At 69.1% G+C, this 20,640-nt stretch carries 19 protein-coding genes; 4 read left to right on the top strand and 15 right to left on the bottom strand.

Annotated elements, in window-relative coordinates; all coding sequences use genetic code 11:
• Positions 1 to 57 precede the first annotated feature (57 nt).
• The 5 genes from JJL56_RS16560 to JJL56_RS16540 all read right to left on the bottom strand — a co-directional run bounded on the left by JJL56_RS16560 (position 58) and on the right by JJL56_RS16540 (position 6,194).
• Complete coding sequence (locus JJL56_RS16560; RefSeq protein WP_200485662.1) at positions 58 to 2,361, bottom strand: TonB-dependent receptor; 2,304 nt, start codon at positions 2,359 to 2,361, stop codon at positions 58 to 60.
• A 370-nt stretch (positions 2,362 to 2,731) separates the two neighbouring features.
• Positions 2,732 to 4,258, bottom strand: coding sequence for a glycosyl transferase family protein (locus JJL56_RS16555; protein ID WP_200485661.1), 1,527 nt, complete (start codon positions 4,256 to 4,258; stop codon positions 2,732 to 2,734).
• Between the two features lie 137 nt (positions 4,259 to 4,395).
• Positions 4,396 to 4,767 (bottom strand): hypothetical protein, encoded by a 372-nt coding sequence (locus JJL56_RS16550; protein ID WP_145628964.1) that lies wholly within the window; start codon positions 4,765 to 4,767, stop codon positions 4,396 to 4,398.
• Between the two features lie 21 nt (positions 4,768 to 4,788).
• Positions 4,789 to 5,394 carry a hypothetical protein gene (locus JJL56_RS16545; RefSeq protein ID WP_247890458.1) on the bottom strand — a complete coding sequence of 202 codons (606 nt, stop codon included), beginning with the start codon at positions 5,392 to 5,394 and terminating at the stop codon, positions 4,789 to 4,791.
• Between the two features lie 53 nt (positions 5,395 to 5,447).
• Entirely contained in the window at positions 5,448 to 6,194 is a 747-nt protein-coding gene (locus JJL56_RS16540; protein WP_186453062.1) for a phosphatase PAP2 family protein, read from the bottom strand.
• A gap of 230 nt (positions 6,195 to 6,424) precedes the next feature.
• Here JJL56_RS16540 and ahcY point away from each other — a divergent pair, with 230 nt between their 5' ends.
• On the top strand, positions 6,425 to 7,729 hold the full coding sequence (gene ahcY, locus JJL56_RS16535; protein WP_145628966.1) for an adenosylhomocysteinase: 1,305 nt from the start codon (positions 6,425 to 6,427) through the stop codon (positions 7,727 to 7,729).
• 169 nt (positions 7,730 to 7,898) lie between these two features.
• Here ahcY and JJL56_RS16530 read toward each other — a convergent pair whose 3' ends face one another.
• From JJL56_RS16530 to JJL56_RS16510, 5 genes are all read right to left on the bottom strand, one after another.
• A complete protein-coding gene (locus tag JJL56_RS16530) occupies positions 7,899 to 8,486 on the bottom strand; it encodes a hypothetical protein (protein ID WP_145628968.1) in 588 nt (195 codons plus the stop codon).
• A gap of 79 nt (positions 8,487 to 8,565) precedes the next feature.
• Complete coding sequence (locus JJL56_RS16525; RefSeq protein ID WP_244947925.1) at positions 8,566 to 9,513, bottom strand: Hsp33 family molecular chaperone; 948 nt, start codon at positions 9,511 to 9,513, stop codon at positions 8,566 to 8,568.
• Between the two features lie 111 nt (positions 9,514 to 9,624).
• Positions 9,625 to 10,539: an ornithine carbamoyltransferase gene (argF, locus tag JJL56_RS16520; protein WP_200485660.1), complete on the bottom strand. Its 915-nt coding sequence runs from the start codon at positions 10,537 to 10,539 to the stop codon at positions 9,625 to 9,627.
• Positions 10,539 to 11,693, bottom strand: coding sequence for an aspartate aminotransferase family protein (locus tag JJL56_RS16515; protein WP_200485659.1), 1,155 nt, complete (start codon positions 11,691 to 11,693; stop codon positions 10,539 to 10,541). The genes argF and JJL56_RS16515 overlap by 1 nt, the downstream gene beginning before the upstream one ends.
• Before the next feature lie 150 nt (positions 11,694 to 11,843).
• Positions 11,844 to 12,647 (bottom strand): ABC transporter permease, encoded by an 804-nt coding sequence (locus JJL56_RS16510; RefSeq protein WP_200485658.1) that lies wholly within the window; start codon positions 12,645 to 12,647, stop codon positions 11,844 to 11,846.
• 80 nt (positions 12,648 to 12,727) lie between these two features.
• On the opposite strand from JJL56_RS16510, the gene JJL56_RS16505 reads away from it, so the two are divergent.
• Positions 12,728 to 13,288, top strand: a complete 561-nt coding sequence (locus JJL56_RS16505) for a regulatory protein RecX (protein WP_145628976.1) — start codon at positions 12,728 to 12,730, stop codon at positions 13,286 to 13,288.
• 74 nt (positions 13,289 to 13,362) lie between these two features.
• Positions 13,363 to 14,136, top strand: a complete 774-nt coding sequence (locus JJL56_RS16500; protein ID WP_247891103.1) for a hypothetical protein — start codon at positions 13,363 to 13,365, stop codon at positions 14,134 to 14,136.
• Positions 14,137 to 14,330: 194 nt separating this feature from the next.
• On the opposite strand, the gene rpmB is transcribed toward JJL56_RS16500, so the two are convergent.
• From rpmB to JJL56_RS16475, 5 genes are all read right to left on the bottom strand, one after another.
• A complete protein-coding gene (rpmB, locus tag JJL56_RS16495) occupies positions 14,331 to 14,633 on the bottom strand; it encodes a 50S ribosomal protein L28 (RefSeq protein ID WP_145628978.1) in 303 nt (100 codons plus the stop codon).
• 163 nt (positions 14,634 to 14,796) lie between these two features.
• A complete protein-coding gene (locus JJL56_RS16490; RefSeq protein ID WP_200485657.1) occupies positions 14,797 to 15,645 on the bottom strand; it encodes a phasin family protein in 849 nt (282 codons plus the stop codon).
• Between the two features lie 195 nt (positions 15,646 to 15,840).
• Positions 15,841 to 16,839: a methylmalonyl Co-A mutase-associated GTPase MeaB gene (meaB, locus tag JJL56_RS16485; protein ID WP_200485656.1), complete on the bottom strand. Its 999-nt coding sequence runs from the start codon at positions 16,837 to 16,839 to the stop codon at positions 15,841 to 15,843.
• 81 nt (positions 16,840 to 16,920) lie between these two features.
• Positions 16,921 to 17,478 (bottom strand): biliverdin-producing heme oxygenase, encoded by a 558-nt coding sequence (locus tag JJL56_RS16480; protein WP_145628984.1) that lies wholly within the window; start codon positions 17,476 to 17,478, stop codon positions 16,921 to 16,923.
• Positions 17,479 to 17,520: 42 nt separating this feature from the next.
• On the bottom strand, positions 17,521 to 19,380 hold the full coding sequence (locus JJL56_RS16475; RefSeq protein WP_282188934.1) for an ABCB family ABC transporter ATP-binding protein/permease: 1,860 nt from the start codon (positions 19,378 to 19,380) through the stop codon (positions 17,521 to 17,523).
• Positions 19,381 to 19,624: 244 nt separating this feature from the next.
• On the opposite strand from JJL56_RS16475, the gene JJL56_RS33140 reads away from it, so the two are divergent.
• Positions 19,625 to 20,640, top strand: a 1,016-nt coding sequence (locus JJL56_RS33140) for a cache domain-containing protein (RefSeq protein WP_345772591.1), incomplete at its 3' end; no start/stop codon positions are given.

The following is a 20,640-nucleotide window of genomic DNA, read 5'->3' as shown; positions in this document are numbered from 1 at the left end:
AAGGCCGGACCGGCCCCCCGGAGGATGGTCCGGGAACACGGTCCGGCCTGGCCGGGATCAGAAGGTGACGCCGGCGGTCAGCATGAAGGTGCGGCCCGAGGCCGGAACCGCGCGCGAGGCGTTGAAGGCCGAGGCGTAGTTGCGGTGGTCGGTCAGGTTGTAGGCGTTGAGCGCCAGGGAGAGGTTGTTGATCTCGTAGGACACCACGCTGTCCAGCGAGACCGTCTCCGGCACGCGCGCGGTGTTGGCGCTGTCGGCCCAGTATTCCGAGGCGTACTGGACGCCGCCGCCGACCATGACCTTGCCGGGCACGAAGCCGGCGGCGAACTCGTAGGTCGTCCACAGGCTGGCGTTGTGCTTCGGCACGTTCGGCGCCTCGTTGCCGACGACCGCCGCGTTGGTGCGCGACTCCTTGATCTCGCCGTCGAGGTAGGCGTAGCTGGCGTAGACGCTCCAGCCCTCGACCACCTTGCCGCTCACCCCCGCTTCGAAGCCGCGGATGCGGGTGCCCAGGCCGGCCTCGGAGAAGCCGTCGGTGACCGTGCCGGTGGCCGGATCGACCGAGTAGGTGTTGCTCTTCTCGATCTGGAACAGGGCGCCGTTCAGGCCCAGCCGCCCGCCGAGGAAATCGGCCTTGCCACCGATCTCGTACAGGTCGGTCTTTTCCGGATCGAAGTCACGCCCGTTGCGCGGGGTCTCCGCCGTGCCGTTGGTGACCTGCGCCGCGATGTCCACGCCGATCGGCTTGTTGGAGCGCGCGTAGGAGACGTACAGCGACACGTCCTTCGTCGGCTCGTAGATCAGGCTGGCGGACGGGCTGAGCGTGCGGGTGGTCTCGTTACCGCCGACCACCGCCGGGTCGGCGGACTTGAAGGTGGTGCGGAAGTAATCCCAGCGCAGGCCGCCCTGCACCGAAAGCTGGTCGAACAGCCACACGCGGTCGGTGACGAACAGGCCGGTGTTGGCGACGCTGGACTCGCGCACGCCGGTCGCCGGATAGGTGATGAAGGCGTTGGCCGGGTAGTTGTGGCTGGGGTTGCGGATGGTCTGGGTGTTGGTGCGGTTGACCCAGGTGCCGCCGCGCCGCTCGTCCTTCTGATAGCTGAGGTCCAGGCCGCCGTTGACCTTGTGGTAGAGGCCGAGGAAATTGCCCTCCGCCTTCACGCCCGCGACGTTCTGGACGCCCCAGCCCTTCTGCTTGAAGGCCATGCCGCCACCGGCACCATAGCCGATCACCGGGTTGCCGCCGTTCAGGAAGGCGGTGTTGGCCGCGGCGGTCAGCGCCGAGGGAGCCGTGGAAACGAAATCGCGGTCGTAATGGCTGTAGCGGCTGTCGTTGTAGAAGGACAGGGTCTTGCTGACCTCGTGGGCCAGGGTCGAGGTCACGATGTGGTTGTCGGTGTCGTCACGGTCCAGATTGCGGACGTAGGACGTGGACCGGTCGAGCCCGAACTCGGGTGCCGGGCGGACGATGCCGTCGCGGCCGCGGATCATGGGCTGGCCCATGTCCGGCGTCTTCTCGCCGTTCAGGTAGGCGTAGTTCATGTGCCAGGTCGTCGGGGTGCCGAGGCCCACGCCCAGGTCGGCGGCGATGCCCTTGCGCTTCGCCTCGACCTTGTCGCGGTCGGCGACGTCCTGGTCGTGGTACAGGCCGTTGAAGCGCAGCGCGGTCGTCTCGTTGATCGGCTGGTTCACGTCCACCGTGGTGCGGTAGGTGGGGCCGGAACCGACCGACTGCTCGACGTTGTAGCGCTTCTCAAGCCCCGCCTTCTTGGTGCCCTGGTTGATGACGCCGCCGGAGTTGCCGACGCCGAAGCCGTTGCCCGACGGCCCCTTGAAGACCTGCACGGATTCGGTGTTGAAGACGTCGTGGGTGTAGACGCCGAAATCCTTCAGGCCGTCGGTGTAGATGTCGCCGCGGGCGGTCAGGCCGCGGATGCGGAACTGGTCGCCGTTCTGGCCGCCGTTGCCCTCGCCGGTGGAGATGGTGATGCCGGGGACGTTGCGCAGGACCTGCTCCAGGGTCGTCGCGCGCTGCTGCTCGATGATCTCTTCCGGAACGACGTTGACGACGCGGGGCGTGTCCTTGACCGTGTCGGGCAGACGGGAGATGCCGGTGGGCTTGGCGTTCACGTTGCCGCTGTCCGCCGGGCGGTCGGCGCCGACCCGCACCGGGTCGAGGACGGTGGCGGCGCCGGCCGCGGTGCCCGGCGCGGTCCCGGTCCCCGAACCGGCCCCCGCACCGGCCGTCTGCGCCTCGGCCACGGTCGCCAGGGTGGAGAAGGACATCGCCAGCCCCGCCGTCGCGGCGGCGCCGGCGATGATGGGTCGGAGGCGGTCGGGGACATTCGATTGCAACATGAGGCTCTCCCGAGAAATCGTCGTGGCGGATGCGCCGATCAGCGGCCGGTATCTACCAAGCGGGGAGTAGCCCCCATCAACGGCGATCATTCAGAATAATTCTAAATTGCAAAATCACCGTCATTCGGCCCCGACGCATGCAGGGGTATGCTCTTTGGCGGAGGCTCATCACCAACCGTCCGGTGGCCTGCACAGGCACCGATCCGAAGGCATTTTTTGTATGTATTCCAACGATTTAAAATGTCTGATCAGGAGCTCTCAAAGGCGCCCGCGGCAACGGGAGGGATCGGACTGTTGCAAAGCAGCAACTCCGATAATAAGAATTATTCTCAACATGCTGGGGTACCGCAGACCGGACGTCTCTTGTACGTCAGGACGGAATCCGGGCCGCCATCGCGGTCTGCCCGAGACGGGCCTTCCAGAGTTGCTCGGCCAGCCGCAGGGCGTCGGCGAAGGCTGGTCCGGTGGCGCCGGGAAGGGCGAACAGGGCGAAGGCCGCGGTGCCGACGATGATGCGCTCCGCCCGCGCGTCGCGCACCGCGCCGGTCCACACACCCTGCCAATATTCCAGGCTGGTGCCGCGCGGGCGCGGCGTGGGCGGCGGCTCCTCCATGCAGGCGGGCAGGATGAGATCCTCCGCCTCGCCGTTGACCAGACGGTGAATGGAGGAGGAACGGAAAGGCGTGAACTGGGCGACGTCGCGCACGCTGCCCAGCACGGCCATGTGCTTCCAGCCCAGGATGAGGGCGGCGTCGCGGTGCAGTTCCCGATAGGTCGGCTTCGCCGCGCCCAACAGGGAAGTCTTGGCCTTGGCCGGCTTCAGCAGATGCACCGCCTCGAACACGGCGGAGCGGGTCTGGGTCAGCCGGTGCAGCCCGATCAGCCGGTAGATCTGCGGGGACAGGGCGGCCAGCGGCGCGTAGGCGATCCGCTGCGCCGCCAGCGCCGCGGCGATCTCGCGCGCGTTGGTGCAGACCGGGATGCCCACGGTGGGCGCGATGAACTCGTACCGGCCGGACGCCGCGCTGCACCCCGTGCCGCCGTGCAGCAGCACCCGGTGACCGGCCTGCACGACCAGCCGCGCCGCATGGAAGAACCAGGGCGGGTTGTGGTAGTTGGGCGAGGTGAAGCAGGGCCAGTCGATGTCCGCCTGGATCGTCCGGCCCAGCCCGGCGGCGACGTGCGCCCGCATCGCCCGCACCAGTCCGGCGAGTTCCGGCGCGGTCGAGCCGCGCATCCGCATCATGCCGAGAAGCGCGCCGACCTGGACCGGATCGGCCTCGCCCGCCAGGATGATGGTCATCGCCTCCTCCGCCTCCTCGGCGGTCAGGGGGCGCCCGTGGCCGCCACCGGCGATGCCCAGCACGCCGATGTGGCGGGCCAGACGGTCCTGCGCGGAGGCATCCGGCGCGATCGTCGCCAGCTTCGCGTCGAGTTGCGCCGGGGACGGCTGCCCCTCCAGCAGGCCGGCGGGCCGCACCTGGAGCGGCGGCGCGTCGATGCCGGTCGGCACGTTCCAGCGGGGATCGAAGGTCTCGTCGACGGCCGGGCGTTCCGCCGACGGTTCGAACAAACCGTCGATCCCACGGGCCATCGCCTGGACGCGCGGGCGCAACGCTTCGGCGAAGGGCGTGGGCACGAGACCGCGGCCGGAGCGGATGAACAGGGGATCGCCGAACTCCTCGCGCATCTGCGCCAGGAGCCGGCTGAGCGCCGACGTCTGAAGACCGAGGTCGCGGGCGGCCAGCGTGACGTTCCGTTTCGACAGCAGCGCGTCCAGCGCGACGATCAGACGTCCGCGTGACAGCCGGTTCTCCTGGTTGACGGCGGCCGTCCGCCGCGGACCGGACAGCTTCGGCTCCGGGCGCGGCGCCCCGTCCTTCCTCTTGACCGTCATGTGAATTCAGCCCGAATGCGGTTGCCTGGCCGTTTCACGGCTGCATACCATGATAATGATACGCATTCGCATGCGAACGCAACACGCATGGCTCTCCCCTTCTTCACTGGAAAGAAGGGGAGGCGGGCTTTGTAAGCTCAGTCTTCGGACGCTTCGGGCTTGGGGGCCGCGGCCTGCTCCGCCTGAATCCGCTCGACGATGCGGGTCAGCGCCGCCGCGTCGAACGGGCTTTCCATGTTCAGGTCCTGGGCGAACTTGCGGATCACGCCGATGGCGCGGCGCCGGGTCACGATGTCGACGTCGCCGGGGCGCGTCCGCTCGACCACCGGACCCTTGTAGTAGCCGCTGCCGACACGCCACTGGCGTTGCCCGTCCGCCCGCCATTTGGTGCCGTCGGACAGCACCATGCAGCGGTTGCCCTCGGTGAAGGCATCGACCGTGGCGATCCTCTCCGGGCCGGTCTGGCTGTTGTGGATCGTCACCTGATCCCCGACCCTGAACGCTGTCATTCCGTGATCATCCTATCTGAATCAGTCTCTGTCCGGCACCGGCCCGCCGGAATGAAGCCGCGCGCCGTGGTCGCTTTCGCGCCGCTCCTCCACCGCCGCCATCAGCCGCGACTTCGCGGTGGCGCGGCTGTCCGGCGCCCCGTCCGCCTTCGGTTGCCCCGCTTGGGGCTGGCCCGGCGGCTGGCTCCGCGCGGCGGAGCGCACGCCGTTCAGCGCCGCCAGGAAGCCGGTGGCCGGGCGCATCGTCCTGCCACCGCGCAGGCCGGGCGGCGGGCCCGCTGGCGGCGCCAAGGGCGGCAACGCCGGGGGTTGCGGCTTCGCCGCGGCGACGGGGACGACCTCGGCCTCCACCTCATCAAGCGGAGCCCGCCGTTCGGCGGCCTCGGCATGGGCGAGGCTGGTGGCGCGCTCCACGACCAGCGTCCGGCATTCGCCGTCCAGCGTTTCGTAAACGCGCTTGGCCTCGTTCAGTTCATGCAGGTCTTCCGTTTCCAGCGTGCGGTCCAGCGCGCTGGCGAGCATCCGGAACTCCAGCACACCCGGCACCCGCGCCTCGTCCACGGCGCGCTTCAGCACGCCGACGGCTTGCAGGGTTTCACGGTCTAGTGCGCCTTCGGACATCGACATGCTGTGGGTTGAACGACGGGATCACCCGAAATATCGGCTGAGGCCGGGTGGGGTCAAGTGCGATCCGGCACCGTTCCGGCTTCATCCTCCGGTTCGACCGCACCGCGTCTTTGCAGCCACAGGGCGACGAGCCAGCACAGCGCGGCCCAGCCCGCCCCGACGCACCAGCCCGCCAGGACGTCGGTCGGCCAATGGACGCCCAGATAGACGCGGCTGCACCCGACCAGCAGCGTCACCGCCATCGCCACGACGAGCACGTAGGCCTTCTGCCGCTTCCCCTCGACGAAGCGCGCCAGCATCGCGCCCAGCGTCAGGAAGACGACCGCCGACAGCAGCGAATGGCCGCTGGGGAAGCTGGCGGTGAAGACGATGTCGCCGTGGGGGACGATGTCCGGACGATCCCGGCCGATCTGATTCTTCAACAGGCCGCTGATCGCCATGCCGCCGCCGACCGACAGCAGCACCAGAAGCGACGCCCCGCGCTTTCCCCGAAGCAGCAGGAAGCCCAGCGTGACCGCGGTGATCAGCGACAGCACGGTGATGCTGCCCAGCGCCGTGACGTCGCGCGCCGCGTTCTGCAGCCAGGGCGGCCCCAGCGGCATCGCCGGGTCGCCGGCCACCCGCAGCGCCATCAGCACCGCGCGGTCGAAGGCCGCCGTCTCGCCCTCGATCACCTCGCCGGCCAGCAGGGCGAAGGCCAGCATCAGCCCGGCGCTGACCGCCATGCCGACGAGAAGCCGCAACTCGTGCCGGCCGAGCCTCGTCCAGAAGCCGGGTGCCCTCAAACCTGCCAGCGCCATCGCCCGTCCCTTGCCTTCCGTCCGCCGCAGAACGGTTATGGGAACGCCGGCCTCCCGGAAAAAGGTCCACCGCGCCGAAGGGGGAAAGTCCAAACGACCCGCCCGCAAACATAAAGATATCTTTATGCTTGCGGGGTCCGGATGGCGCTGCTACACCAACGCCACAGCGGGCCGGTGCGCCCGCCCCTTTTCATTGCTGTCCCGCAAACAGCCGCGCAGGAGACCCCCCGATGGCCGCGCCCGCCAACTTCACCGACTATAAGGTCAAGGACATCAGCCTCGCCGAGTGGGGCCGCAAGGAAATCACCATCGCCGAGACCGAGATGCCCGGCCTGATGGCGCTGCGCGCGGAATTCGGCGAGTCCAAGCCGCTGTCCGGCGCCCGCATCGTCGGCTGCCTGCACATGACCATCCAGACCGCCGTGCTGATCGAGACGCTGACCGCTCTCGGCGCGACCGTCCGCTGGTCGTCCTGCAACATCTTCTCGACCCAGGACCAGGCCGCCGCCGCCATCGCCGCCGCCGGCATCCCGGTCTTCGCCTGGAAGGGCGAGACGGAGGAGGAGTTCTGGTGGTGCATCGAGCAGACGCTCCGTGGTCCCGATGGTTGGACCCCGAACATGATCCTGGACGACGGCGGCGACGTCACCCAGATCATGCACGACAAGTATCCGGAGATGCTGGCCGAGGTCCGCGGCCTGTCGGAGGAGACCACCACCGGCGTCCACCGTCTCTATGAGATGATGAAGAAGGGCACGCTGAAGGTTCCGGCCATCAACGTGAACGACAGCGTCACCAAGTCGAAGTTCGACAACCTCTATGGCTGCCGCGAGTCGCTGGTCGATGGCATCAAGCGCGCCACCGACGTGATGGTGGCCGGCAAGGTCGCCGTGGTCGCCGGCTACGGCGACGTGGGCAAGGGCTCCGCCGCCTCGCTGCGCTCGCAGGGCGCGCGCGTCCTGGTGACGGAGATCGACCCGATCACCGCGCTCCAGGCCGCCATGGAAGGCTATCAGGTCGTCACGATGGACGAGGCCGCCCCGCAGGGCGACATCTTCGTCACCGCGACCGGCAACGTGGACGTCATCACGCTGGACCACATGCGCCAGATGAAGGACCGCGCCATCGTCTGCAACATCGGCCACTTCGACAGCGAGATCCAGATCGAGGCTCTTCGCAACTACAAGTGGGAAGAGGTCAAGCCGCAGGTTGACGAGGTCGTCTTCCCCGACGGCAAGCGCCTGATCGTCCTGGCCCAGGGCCGCCTGGTGAACCTGGGCTGCGCCACCGGCCACCCGAGCTTCGTGATGAGCGCCAGCTTCACCAACCAGGTGCTGGCCCAGATCGAGCTGTGGACCAACGCCGCCAGCTACGAGAACAAGGTCTACGTCCTGCCGAAGCACCTGGACGAGAAGGTCGCCCGCCTGCATCTGGACAAGATCGGCGCCAAGCTGACCACGCTCTCCGCCAAGCAGGCCGAGTACATCGGCGTGAAGGTCGAAGGCCCGTTCAAGCCGGACCACTACCGCTACTAATCAGCGGGTCCGGACGGATCGGAACGGAAAGGGCCGCCCAATGGGCGGCCCTTTTTGTGTTTGGCGGTGAACGGCGGTGCCCCCACCCTTCCCACGGCTTCGCCGCGGGCCCCTTCCCTCCCCCGCCCAGCGGGGGAGGGGATAGGGTGGGGGACCCGTCTGCCGAACGTTACCGCCGCACCATCGGCGCCAGATCCTTGCGGATGCCGGCGTCGAGCCGGGCGTTCAGATCGTCCATCATCCGGCGGACGAGGTCCTGCAACGTCGCCTCGCGATCAGCCACCGAGATGTTCTCCGGCACCGTGGTGGAGTGGGTCACCGTCGCCTTGGTCATGCCGCGGAAGGTCGTTTCGCCGGGCAGCTCGCCGCCGATCTCGACCTCGATCCGGCCGTCGTAGCGCTGGGCCTGATCGTTGGTGAAATAGCCCTTCACCCCGCCGGTCTTGGGAAGCTGAACCTCGACGATGCTGGCGTCGCGGATGGTGACGCGCACACGGCCCGGCCCGCCCGCGGCCTGGAGCCGCTCGTTGGCCCAGCGGCGCACCGCCTCGGCGGGCGGCAGGGGGATGCGCTGGTCGACGGCGGTGCCGGCGGGACGGTGGGCGTCCACCACGTCGACACCGCCCGCGTTCAGGACGATCGGGCCGAAGTTGGAATAATCGATGGGCCGGGACGCCGGACGCGGCGGCGTGCTCTGGCAGGCCGTCAGGGCCACGGTGGCGAGAGCGGCGGCGAGAACGAAACGGCGGGTGGGCATGATCGCTCCGGTGAGACGGAAAAACGGCGCGGCACTATAGCCGCGCCGCCTTCCCAACGCATCCAGAACCTGGAGCCCCCTACTTCGCCGTCCCGTAGACCCGGTCGAGGTCCGCGTCGTCGAAGTGGTAGGCGGTGGAACAGAACTGGCAGACCACCTCGACCCGCCCGTCGTCGATCTTCAGGCTCTGCACCTCGTCCCGCGGCAGGCTGGACAGCATGTCCGACACCCGCTCGCGCGAGCAGCGGCAGCCGAAGCGCAGGGCCTTGGGCTGCCACACCCGCACGCCGTCCTCGTGGAACAGGCGGAACAGCAGGTCGCGGGCCGGCAGCTCAGGGTCGAGAAGCTCGTCGCCGGTGGTGCTGGACAGCAGGACCATGGCGCGGCGCCACGCATCCTCGTCGCCGGAGCCGAGCACCTTCTCGGTGGCGTCCTGCGGCAGGCGCTGGATCATGATGCCGCCGGCCCGCCAGGCGCCCTTACTGCCGTCCGGCAGGGTTTCCTGGTCCACCGACACGGTCAGGCCGGTGTCGATCTGCTCCGACTGGCGGAAGTAATGCTGCACGCAGTCGGCCAGCGTCTTGCCGTACAGCTCGACGATGCCCTGGTAGCGCTCGGTGTTCGGCCCCTGGTCCACGGTGAAGGCGATGTGGCCCTTGCCGAGCAGGGCCGGCGCCGGGGCGATGGCCACGTCGTCGGCGGCCTTGGCCAGCGCTTCCTCGTCGAACTGGGCGTAGGCGCGGATGTCGCCGACCGAGGTGATGTCCGCCACCATCAGCCGGACCGGGCCGTCGCCCTTGGTCTGGAGCGTGAAGATGCCGTCGTACTTCAGCATGCTGGACAGCAGCATGGCGAGCGTCATCGTCTCGGCCAGAAAGCGGGCGACCGGCTCCGGATAGGCGTGGCGGGTCAGGATTTCGTCCAGCGCGGGTCCCAGCTTCACCATGCGGCCGCGCAGGCGCGACGCCTCGATCTGGAAGGGCAGAACGAGATCGTCGGTGATCGGTTGGACGGAAGGATCGTCCATGATGTCCTCGAAGTTACGACAGGCCATGGCCCGGCGCCGCCTTCCCGTTCGTCACGGGGGGCGGCGCCGGGCCACGCGCCAAATTCCAAGGGCTCTTAGCCCCAAGCGCTCTTAGATAGTGGCGCCGAGGCACCATGCCAGTATGGCCTTCTGGGCGTGCAGGCGATTTTCCGCCTCGTCCCAGACGACCGAATGCCGGCCGTCGATCACCCCGTCGGTCACTTCCTCACCGCGGTGGGCGGGCAGGCAGTGCATGAACAACGCATCCGGGGCGGCCAGGGCCATCAACGCCTCGTTGACCTGATAGGGCGACAGGATCGCCGCCCGCTCGTCCACGTCGGTGTTGTGCATGGAGGCCCAGGCGTCGGTGACCACGCAGTCGGCGCCGCGCACGGCCTCCTCGGGCGAGGTGGTGACGGTGATCCGCCCGCCCTCGCGCTTCACCCAGTCCAACAGCTCCGGCGCCGGGCCGTAGATCTCCGGGCAGCCGAGGCGGATCTCCACGCCGAAGCGCACCGCCACATGGACCCAGCTCACCGCCACGTTGTTGACGTCGCCGATCCAGGCCACCGTGCGCCCTTCGATGGGGCCGCGATGCTCCTCGAAGGTCATCACGTCGGCCATGATCTGGCAGGGGTGCGACTGGTCGGTCAGGCCGTTGATGATCGGCACCGAGGCGAACTCGGCCAGCTCGTGCACGCGCTCCTCGCCCATGGTGCGGACCATCACCGCGTCCACGTAGCGGGACAGCACGCGGGCGGTGTCGCCGATGGTCTCGCCGCGGCCGAGCTGCATGTCGTCGGGCTTCAGCACCACCACGTCGCCGCCGAGCTGGCGCATGCCCACCTCGAAGGAGACGCGGGTGCGGGTCGACGGCTTCTCGAAGATCATCGCCAGCGTGCGGCCCGCGAACAGCGAGCGGTAGGCCGGGATGTCCTTCTTGATGGTCACGGCCATGTCGAGGATCTGGCGCAGGGTGGCCTTGTCCAGCCGGTCGATGTCGAGGAAATGACGAACGGCGGGCATCACACCAGCTCCTTGGCGGTCTTGGCGAGGATGGACACGGCCTCCTCGACCTCGGCCTCGCCGATGTTCAGCGGCGGCAGAAGCCGAACCACATTCTCGCCCGCCGGAACGGACAACAGGCCGTTGGCGCGCAGTTTCGCCACCACGTCGCCGACCGCCGGGCCGCAGACGAGGCCGAGCATCAGCCCCTTGCCGCGCACGCCCTTGAAGACCGACGGGTTCTCGGCCACCAGCCCGGCCAGACGGTCCTGGAGCAGCCCGCCGATGCGCTGCACATGGTCGAGGAAGCCGGGCTCCAGCACCTTGTCCAGCACGGCGTTGCCGACCGCGGTGGCCAGCGGGTTGCCGCCGTAGGTCGAGCCGTGGGTGCCGGCGGTCATGCCGGACGCCGCCTTCTCGGTGGCGAGGCAGGCGCCCAGCGGGAAGCCGCCGCCGATGCCCTTGGCCACCGCCATGACGTCCGGCGTGATGCCGGCCCACTCATGGGCGAACAGCTTGCCGGTGCGGCCCATGCCGCACTGGATCTCGTCCAGGAACAGCAGCAGCCCGTGCTCGTCGCAGATTTCCCGCAGGCCGCGCAGGAACTCCACCGAGCCGGCGCGGATGCCGCCCTCGCCCTGGATCGGCTCCACGCAGATGCCGGCGGTCTGGTCGGTCACGGCGTTGCGCACCGCCTCCAGATCGCCGAAGGGCACGAGGTCGAAGCCGTCGAGCAGCGGGCCGAAGCCCTTGATCAGCTTCTCCTGCTGCGCCGCCGACACCGCGGCCAGCGTGCGGCCGTGGAAGGCCTGCTCGAAGGTGATGATGCGGGTGCGGGCCTTGTCGCCCTTCTCGTAATGGTACTTGCGGATCAGCTTGGCGCCGCACTCCCACGCCTCGGCGCCCGAGTTCGTGAAGAACACGGTGTCGGCGAAGGTGGCGTCGGTCAGCCGCTTGGCGAGGCTCTCCTGCCCGGCGACCCGGAACAGGTTGGAGGTGTGCCAGAGCTTGTGGGCCTGGGCGGTCAGCGCCTCGACCAGATAGGGATTCGCGTGGCCGAGGACGTTCACCGCCACACCGGCGGCGAAGTCCAGGAATCGTCGCCCGTCGGTCGCGTACAGATACGGACCTTCGCCGCGCTCGAACACGATGTCGGCGCGGGCATATGTGGGCATGACGACCGGAATCACAGCGAAAGCCTCCGAATGAGGAAAGCCCGGCGGACACCCTCGCCCGCCGGGAACCGTCGAATATCAAGATGTCACTTCAGCCTGTCAACGGATTGGCTACGCCAACCGGCTGAATTCGGCCGAATTCCGGCGGATTTACGCCTTCAGCTTGTAGCCCGTCTTCAGCATGCGCCAAGCCAGCCACCACAGGGCGCCGTTGACGGTCAGCATGACGAGAATCCCGATCCCCAGCGTGCCGTCCGACCGCCCGATGAAGCCGTAGCGGAAGCCGTCGATCATGTAGAAGAACGGGTCGAAATGGGCGATCCACCAGAAGACCGGCGGCAGCGTTTCCACCGAATAGAAGGTGCCGGACAGGAAGGACAGCGGCGTCACCACGAAGTTGGTGACCGCCGCGATGTTGTCGAACTTCTCCGACCAGATGCCGCCGACCAGCCCGAGCAGCGACAGCAGCATGGAGGCCATCAGGGCGTGGAAGATGACGAACTCCGGATGGGCAATGCGGATCGGCACGAAGGCCCAGATCGCCAGCCCGGTGACCAGCCCGACCAGCAGGCCGCGCGTCACCCCGCCCATGACGAAGCCGAAGACCAGCTCCAGCGGAGCCATCGGCGGCATCAGGATGTCCACGATGTTGCCCTGGACCTTGGCGATCACCACGGAGGAGGAGGTGTTGGCGAAGGCGTTCTGGGCCATCGCCATCATGATCAGGCCGGGGGCCAGGAACTCCAGATAGGGCACCGTCCCGATCATCCGCACCGCACCGCCCAGCGCCAGCGCGAAGACGGCGTAGAACAGCAGGGTGGTGACCACGGGCGCCCAGACGGTCTGCTGGTGCACCTTCAGGAACCGGCGCACCTCACGCGCGTAGAGGGTCCATAGGCCGACCCAGTTGACGGCGCCGACCTGGCGGGGCATGGGAGGGAGAGGATGAGTCATCGCACCACGATCAACAGGAATGGACCGGACTTTAGGGCGCGCCGCCCGTTCCGGCAACCGCCCCCGGACGGGAGACAGCCATGACCCGCGACCAGCCGCCGGCCCGCAAGCCGCCGCGCCTCGTGACCGCCCAGTATCTGGAGAACGCGGCCCTGCACTATCTCCAGCGCTTCGCCAGCTCCTCGGCCAGCCTGCGCCGCGTGCTGATGCGCAAGGTCGACCGCTCCGCCCAGGCCCATGGCACCGACCCGGCGGAGGGCGCCCGCTGGGTCGAGGACCTGATTGCCCGCTACCTGCGCAGCGGCCTGCTGAACGACGCGGCCTATGCGGAGATGCGCGCGGCCAGCCTGCACCGCCGCGGCACCTCGACCCGCGCCATCCGCGAAAAGCTGTCCGCCAAGGGCATCGGCCGCGACGAGGCCGACCGCGCGCTGGAGTCGCTGGACGAGGAGGTCGAGGGCGACCTGAACCTGACCGCCGCCCTGGCGCTGGCCCGCCGCCGCCGGCTCGGCCCCTACCGCCTGCCGGACAAGCGCGCGGAGTTCCGCGACAAGGATCTGGCGGCGCTGGGCCGCGCCGGCTTCGCCTACGACATCGCCCGGCGGGTGGTGGACGCCGAAGACCCCGACTCGGTGGAGTAACCCCCTCCCCTCCGCGGCCCGTTCGCCCCGTCCGGCTGTTGTTCGGCAAACGCCACCGGTTCGGGAAAGCAGACATGCGCCACGCCGCCCTCGCGGGCCTCACCCTCGCCACCGGGCTGCTCGCCGCCGCCGGGGCCGCCCGCGCGCAGGACGACGAGCGCATGGCGCTGTCGTCGGAGCTGCCGATCACCGTCGAGGACGCCGCCGCCATCGAGAAGGGCAGCGTCGACGTGAAGGTTCGCGCCTTCTTCGAGCGGCTGAAGGGGGATGGTGGGCGCAACCGCCTGTCCTTCGACCCGGAACTCCAGGTCGGCGTGGCGAACGGCCTGGCGTTGAAGGTCAGTCCCGGCTACCGCGTGGGCAACGCCGACGACGCGCAGCAGGGCGACGTCAAGGTGTCCGCCGAATACAACATCCGCGAACCGTCGCAGGGACGGCTTGGCGTCTCGGTGGAGCCTCTGGTCAGCATCCCCTACGGGGCGGGGAGCAAGACGACCGAGGCCGGGATCACCGGGCGCCTGACCCAGCCGCTCGGCACCGCCGCCGGCGCGCCGCGCCTGCACGCCAACCTGTCCTGGCGGCATCTGTTCGATCCGGCATCGGACGAGCGCGAGAACCGTTTCATCATGGCCGCCGGGATGAACGCCCCGGTCGGCCCCGCCACCGCCGTGGCCTTCGACGTGGTGCGCGAGCAGTCGCAGGAGCGCGGCAAAGCCGACAATTTCGTGGAGGCCGGCGTCCGGCATCTCGTCGGAGAAGACCTTGCCGTGGGAGCCGGGGTCGGCGTCGGGTTCGGCCCCGATTCGCCGCGCTACCGCCTGCTGCTGGGCGCGCAGCGGTCGTTCTGAACCCGGCATCCGGACACGACAAAACGCGCGCAAAGCCTTTCGGCGATGCGCGCGACGCTCTCAACCGGGATTCGGTGCAACCGAGAGTCGGAGTCGTCCTGGTGTGGGGCGTAGCGCCCGACCGCGGAGTTTGCCGCCCCGCGGTGACGTCACCAGAATCGCCGGAAGCGCTCAGGCGCCTCCAGCGGTCAGCCTCAGGCCGCGGCGGCCTGCTGCTTGTCCTGGGCCTTGGCGATGCGGCGCTTCAGGCGGCGCGCATCCAGGCTGAGGACGTCGTCCTTCGCGTCGAGCAGGAAGGCGTCCAGGCCGCCCTTGTGCTCGATCGAACGGATCGCGTTGGTGGAGATACGCAGGCGCACCATCTGACCCAGAGCGTCGCTCAGCAGCGAGGTTTCCTGCAGGTTCGGCTGGAAACGGCGGCGGGTCTTGTTGTTGGCGTGGCTGACGTTGTTGCCAAACTGCGTGCCCTTACCGGTCACGGAGCACCGACGTGCCATCGGACTGATCCTTTATTTTTGCAAATGAAACCCGGTCCCGGGCAGCATTCCGCCCGAAGGAGGCGGCGTTATAGTCGAACAAGCGCGCGCCCGTCAAGGAAGGAAGAGACGGGCGCGCGCCGATCGACGGTCCCCGGGCCGGCGGGGACCGCGATCCGGTGAATCACTCGGCCGCGGGAGCGGCGGCCTTCGGGGCGGCCTTGGCGGCCTCCGGCTTCGGCGCATCCGCCTTCGGGGCCTCGACCTTGGGGGCTTCGGCCTTCTTTTCCTCGACCTTCGGGGCGGTCTTCACGTCCGCCTTCACGTCCGCCTTCGGGGCCTCCGCCTTGGGCGCCGGGGCGGGAGCCGCCTCGGCCTTTGGCGGTTCGGCCTTTGGCGGTTCGGCCTTCACCGGCTCCGCCTTCGCAGCGGGCGTCTCGGCCTTCTTCTCTTCAGCCTTGGGCGCCTCGACCTTGGGAGCGGCGGCCTTGGCCGGAGCCTTGCGGGCCGCCGGCGCCTTCTTCGGCGCCTGGGCGGGAGCCGGCTCGGCCTTCACGTCCGCCTTCACCTCGGCCTTCTTCTCCTCGACCTTGGGCGCCTCGGCCTTTGGGGTCTCCACCTTCGGGGCGGGAACCGGCGCAGCCAGCGGGGCGGCCTTGGGCGCCGGGGCGGCCGGAGTCAGGGCCACCGGGCTGACGCCCAGTTCGGCGGCGATCTTCGAGGAGACGTCGAGGACGGTCTGCACCTGGTTGACGACGCGGGCCTGGGCGACCGTCGCCCATTCGCGCTGCACGGCGGCGAGGTCCGCCGGGCTGCGCACCTTGGCGAATTCACCCGCGAGGTGCGTCGTCTCGCCGATGCCGGCGGTCACGCCGTCGAGCAGGCGGCGGCAGCCGTCCTGCATGACGCCGGCGACGCGCGTGCTGCGGGCGGCGTAGGTCTCGGCACCCGCCTTGCCCAGCGGCGACAAAGCCAGCGGCCCCATGGTCAGGGGGTTGAAGCGCTCGAAAAGATCCAGAAATTTGGCGGCCATGTCCTAGGGTCTCCCGTTGACGACTCGACGCGGAGGCGGTGTCGGACAAGTCAACTCCGGCTCATACCCCAGGAGACTGCGGGCAAACCTCTCGCCCAAGCGCCGCGAAGACGCTCCTTTCCCGCCCACGCCACCTTATGCACGGGAGAATCGCGGCGCAACGGAAATGTTGCGGTGCAGCATACCCGAAAGGACCTACTCCACCGGGCGCCCGAGGAACTTTTCAAGCAAAACGCGTGCAGCGGCGGTGGGGGTGATGGCGCCGCCGGTCACGCGGGATTCCAGCGCGGACAGGTCGGCGCGCACGGCGGGATGCGCCTTGAAGGCGTCCACCAGCGTCTCGCGGATCTCGCTCCACAGCCAGGCGCGGGCCTGCTCGGCGCGGCGCGTGGCGCGGACTCCGGACGCCTCGGTGATCGCCTTGTGCTCCCCGATGGTCTCCCACACCGAATCGATGCCGGCCCTGGTGATGGCCGAGCAGCTCAGCACCGGAACGCGCCAGTCGCCATGGCGCAGCAGGGTCAGGGCGTGGCGGTAGTCCGCGACGGTATGCCGCGCCGTGTTGGCGAGGTCGCCGTCCGCCTTGTTGACGACCACGAGGTCGGCCAACTCGACGATGCCCTTCTTGATGCCCTGAAGCTCGTCGCCCCCGGCGGGCAGCAGCAGCAGCATGAACAGGTCGACCATGTCGGCCACCGCCGTCTCCGACTGGCCGACGCCCACCGTCTCCACCACGATCACGTCGAAGCCCGCCGCCTCGCAGATCAGCATGGCCTCGCGCGTGCGGCGGGCCACGCCGCCCAGCGTGGCGCCGGCGGGCGACGGGCGGATGAAGGCGTTCGGTTCGCGCGACAGGTCCACCATGCGGGTCTTGTCGCCCAGGATGGAGCCGCCGGTGCGCTGCGACGACGGGTCGATGGCCAGCACCGCCACCTTGTGCCCCCGCGCGATGACGTGCTGCCCGAACGTCTCGATGAAGGTCGACTTGCCCACCCCCGGCACGCCGGAAATGCCCACCCGCACCGAGTTGCCGGTGTGGGGCAGCAGCGTCTCCAGCAGGGAATCGGCCTGGGCACGGTGGTCGCGCCGGGTCGATTCGATCAGCGTGATGGCGCGGGCGAGCGCGCGGCGGTCACCCCGCAGCACCGCGTCGGCGAGCGCGGCGGGGGTGTTGAGGGCGGGAGCGGTGGTCATGCAGGGAACCTAGCGGGCGCGGCGGGCGCGGTGAAGCCCCCGCGTCGATCCGCTGCGTCGATCCGCCGGCCAGGTCCTGGATCAGGCGGCCTTCGGGACCAGCCCGTCCAGCCAGACCTCCAGCGCGGCGAACAGGGCCACCGCCGTGGCGCAGGCCGCCTGCGCCGACTCGGGCGTGTCCAGATCGCTTTCCAGCCGGGCGAGCAGCGCCTTCCAGCGGCCGGCCATGTCGATTCCAGCGGACGCAAGGAAACGCGCCCCGCGCGTGGCGTCGAACCCCAAGGCACGGGTGACGTTGGGCAGCATCGCCCGCCCGCCATGGGCGGAGCCGTCCAGCACGTAGCGCGCCGCCAGCCGCGCCGGCAGGCCGTCCAGCGCCGGCAGCACCCCGGCCACCGGCAGGGAATCCGCGTCCACCCCCAGATCGGCCAGATCGGCGCGCAGCAGGTCCAGCCGCTCGGCGCCCTCGCCCAGCGCCCGCTCGATGGGGGAGTTGAATCCGTGCAAGGCGATCAGGGCGTCGCGGTACTCGTCTGCCGTGATCGACGGGCTGGTCAGCGGGCGCAGGACCGCCGCCCGGTCCAGCCGTTCATGGATGTCGCGGGTCGCCTCGCGCAGCGCCTGCCGTACCGGTCCCAAAGGGATGCTCCGTCGTGATGATGGGTTCAGGTGGGAAAGGGATCAGGTGGGGGCAAGGACTTCCGGAACCGGTTCCGGCCCTTGCGAGGATTCCTGCTGCCGCGCCCACAATGCGGCATAGGCGCCGCCGCGCGACAGCAGTTCCATGTGGCGTCCCCGTTCGATCACACGCCCGGCCTCCATCACCAGGATCTCGTCGGCGTCGATCACGGTGGACAGGCGGTGCGCGATCACCAGCGTGGTACGGCCCCGGCTGACCTCGCGCAGGTTCGCCTGGATCTCCCGCTCGGTGTGGGTGTCGAGCGCCGAGGTCGCCTCGTCGAACAGCAGGATCGCCGGGTTCTTCAGGATGGTGCGGGCGATGGCGACGCGCTGCTTCTCGCCGCCGGACAGCTTCAGCCCGCGTTCCCCCACCGTGGTCTCGTAGCCGTCGGGCAGTGCCATGATGAAGTTGTGGATGTGGGCCAGCCGCGCCGCCTGCTCGACCTCCGCCGGGCTGGCGCCGGGGCGGCCGTAGGCGATGTTGTAATAGACCGTGTCGTTGAACAGCACCGTGTCCTGCGGGACGATGCCGATGGCGCCACGCAGCGATTGCTGGGTCACCTCCCGGATGTCCTGCCCGTCGATCAGGATGCCGCCGCCCGACACGTCGTAGAAGCGGAACAGCAGCCGGCCGATGGTCGATTTGCCCGCCCCGGACGGGCCGACGATGGCCACCGTCCGCCCGGCGGGCACGGTGAAGCTGACCCCCTTGAGGATCGGCCGCCGCGGGTCGTAGCCGAACTCCACCCCGTCGAAGCGCAGCTCGCCCCCCGTGATGGCCAGCGGGGGAGCGCCCGGCCGGTCGGCCACCTCGCGGTCCACCGACAGCAGCGTCACCATGGATTCCACGTCGATCAACGCCTGCTTGATCTCGCGGTAGACCACCCCGAAGAAGTTCAGCGGCTGGTAGAGCTGGAGCAGGTAGGTGTTGACCAGCACGAAGTCGCCCAGCGTCATCGTGCCGTTGACGATGCCGCGCGCCGCCATGCCCATGACCACCGCCAGCCCCAGCGAGATGATCGCCGATTGGCCGATGTTCAGCAGCGACAGGCTGCGCTGGCTCTTCACCGCCGCCTGCTCGTAGGAGGCCAGCGCCTGGTCGTAGCGCCGGGCCTCGTGCCCCTCGTTGCCGAAATACTTGACGGTCTCGTAGTTCAGCAGGCTGTCCACCGCCTTGGTGTTGGCCTTGTTGTCGGTCTCGTTCATGGCGCGGCGGAACTGGATGCGCCATTCCGACACGAAGAAGGTGTAGGCGATGTAGCTTCCCACCGTGGCGAAGGTCGCCAGCGCGAACCAGCCGTCGAACATCCGCCACAGGATCACGCAGACCAGCGTGATCTCCACCAGCGTCGGCACGATGGAGAACAGGGCGTAGCGCAGCAGCGTCTCGATGGCGCGGGTGCCGCGCTCCAGCGAGCGGGTCAGGCCGCCGGTCTGCCGCTCCAGATGGAAGCGCAGCGACAGGGCGTGCAGATGCTGGAAGACCGACAGGGCGACCTTGCGGATGGTGCGCTGGGCGACGTTGGCGAACACCGCGTCGCGCAGCTCCGCGAAGACCAGCGACATCACCCGCGCCAGACCGTAGGCGACGATCAGCCCCAGCGGGATGGTCACCAGCGCCCCCGCGTCCCCCGGCGACAGGGCGTCGACCGCCCGCTTGTAGAAGAGCGGCACCCAGACGTTCGCCACCTTGGCGCCGACCAGCAGGACCAGCGCCACCACCACGCGCAGCTTCGTCTCGAAGGAATCATGCGGCCAGAGATAGGGAACGAGCGAGCGCAGCGCCGCCATGTCGCCGGTGCTGGACGCGGCCTCCGCATAGGACGGGGCCGGGCTGGGGTTGCTGGTGCGGCGGCGCATGGAAAGGTCCGGGAAAGGTGTCGGTTGCCAAAAGCGGCTGCCCTAACCTAGGGCCACATGCGCCGCCAACCAAGGAAGACGGGCCGTGCGCCGGCTGCATGGCGGTCCGCCGGGGCGTTTCCACACGGATGACGGGAATCGATCGCCGAAAAATTGCACGCGGACGAAAGGATAAAACCGTATTAGACTTATTGTCTATCTCCGTTGGCGAGGGCTGCGGAGCGATTGCCGCATAGGGCCGAACGTGCTGAAAAACCTCTCCCTGACCGCCAAACTGTCCCTGCTGAACGTGCTGGGGCTGTTCATCCTGGCCATCGTGCTGACGCTGGCCTCCAGCCAGGTGCTGAGCGACCGCAGCGCCGCCTCCGCGCAGGAGCAGCGGGAGCGCAGCATGGCGCTGGCCCACATGCTGCTGAAGCAGAACGGCGCCGACTACACCCTGCGCGACGGCGCGCTTTACGTCGGATCGGTGCGGATCGACGGCGACACCCGGATGGTCGACCAGATCCGCGAGCTGACCGGCGGTGCGGCCACGGTGTTCCGCGGCGACACCCGCGTCGCCACCACCGTGCAGAACCCAGACGGCAGCCGGGCCAACGGCACGAAGCTGGGCGCCGGGCCGGTCTTCGACAGCGTCATCACGCAGCGCAAGCCCTACCGCGGCGAGGCCGACATCCTGGGCGAACGCTACTTCACCTCCTACGACCCGCTGCTCGACGCCTCCGGCTCGGTGGTCGGCGTGCTGTTCGTCGGGCTGAAGCGGGCCGACGTGATGAGGGTGGTGGACGAGGTGGAGCGGACCATCCTGGTGGTGGCGCCGCTGGTCACGCTGGCCTTCGGTCTGGTCAGCTTCTTCCTGGTCCGCCGCCAGATGGGCGCGGTGCGGGCGATGAGCGCGACCATGCACGACCTCGCCGCCGACAAGCTGGACGTCGCCGTTCCCGGCCTCGACCGCGGCGACGAGATCGGGCAGATGGCCCAGGCGGTGCAGGTGTTCAAGGACAACGCCATCCAGAAAAAGGCGATGGACGAGGCCGAGCGCGAGCGCCTGGAGGCCGAGCGCCGCGCCGACGAGGCGCAGCGCGCCCGCGAGACGGCGATCGGCGAGGAGATCGCCGCGCTGATCGACGGCGTGTCGAAGGGCGACCTGTCGCGCCGTCTCGATCTGACCGGCAAGGACGGCTTCTACCGGACGATGTCGGCGGGCATCAACCGCCTGACCGACACGGTGGAGGCGGTCATCGCCGACCTCGGCGCGGT

The organism is Azospirillum aestuarii (assembly GCF_016632405.1).
Lineage (GTDB): Bacteria > Pseudomonadota > Alphaproteobacteria > Azospirillales > Azospirillaceae > Azospirillum > Azospirillum aestuarii.
Note: the sequence above shows the minus strand (reverse complement) of the source record. Positions and strands in the feature narration are given on the sequence as shown.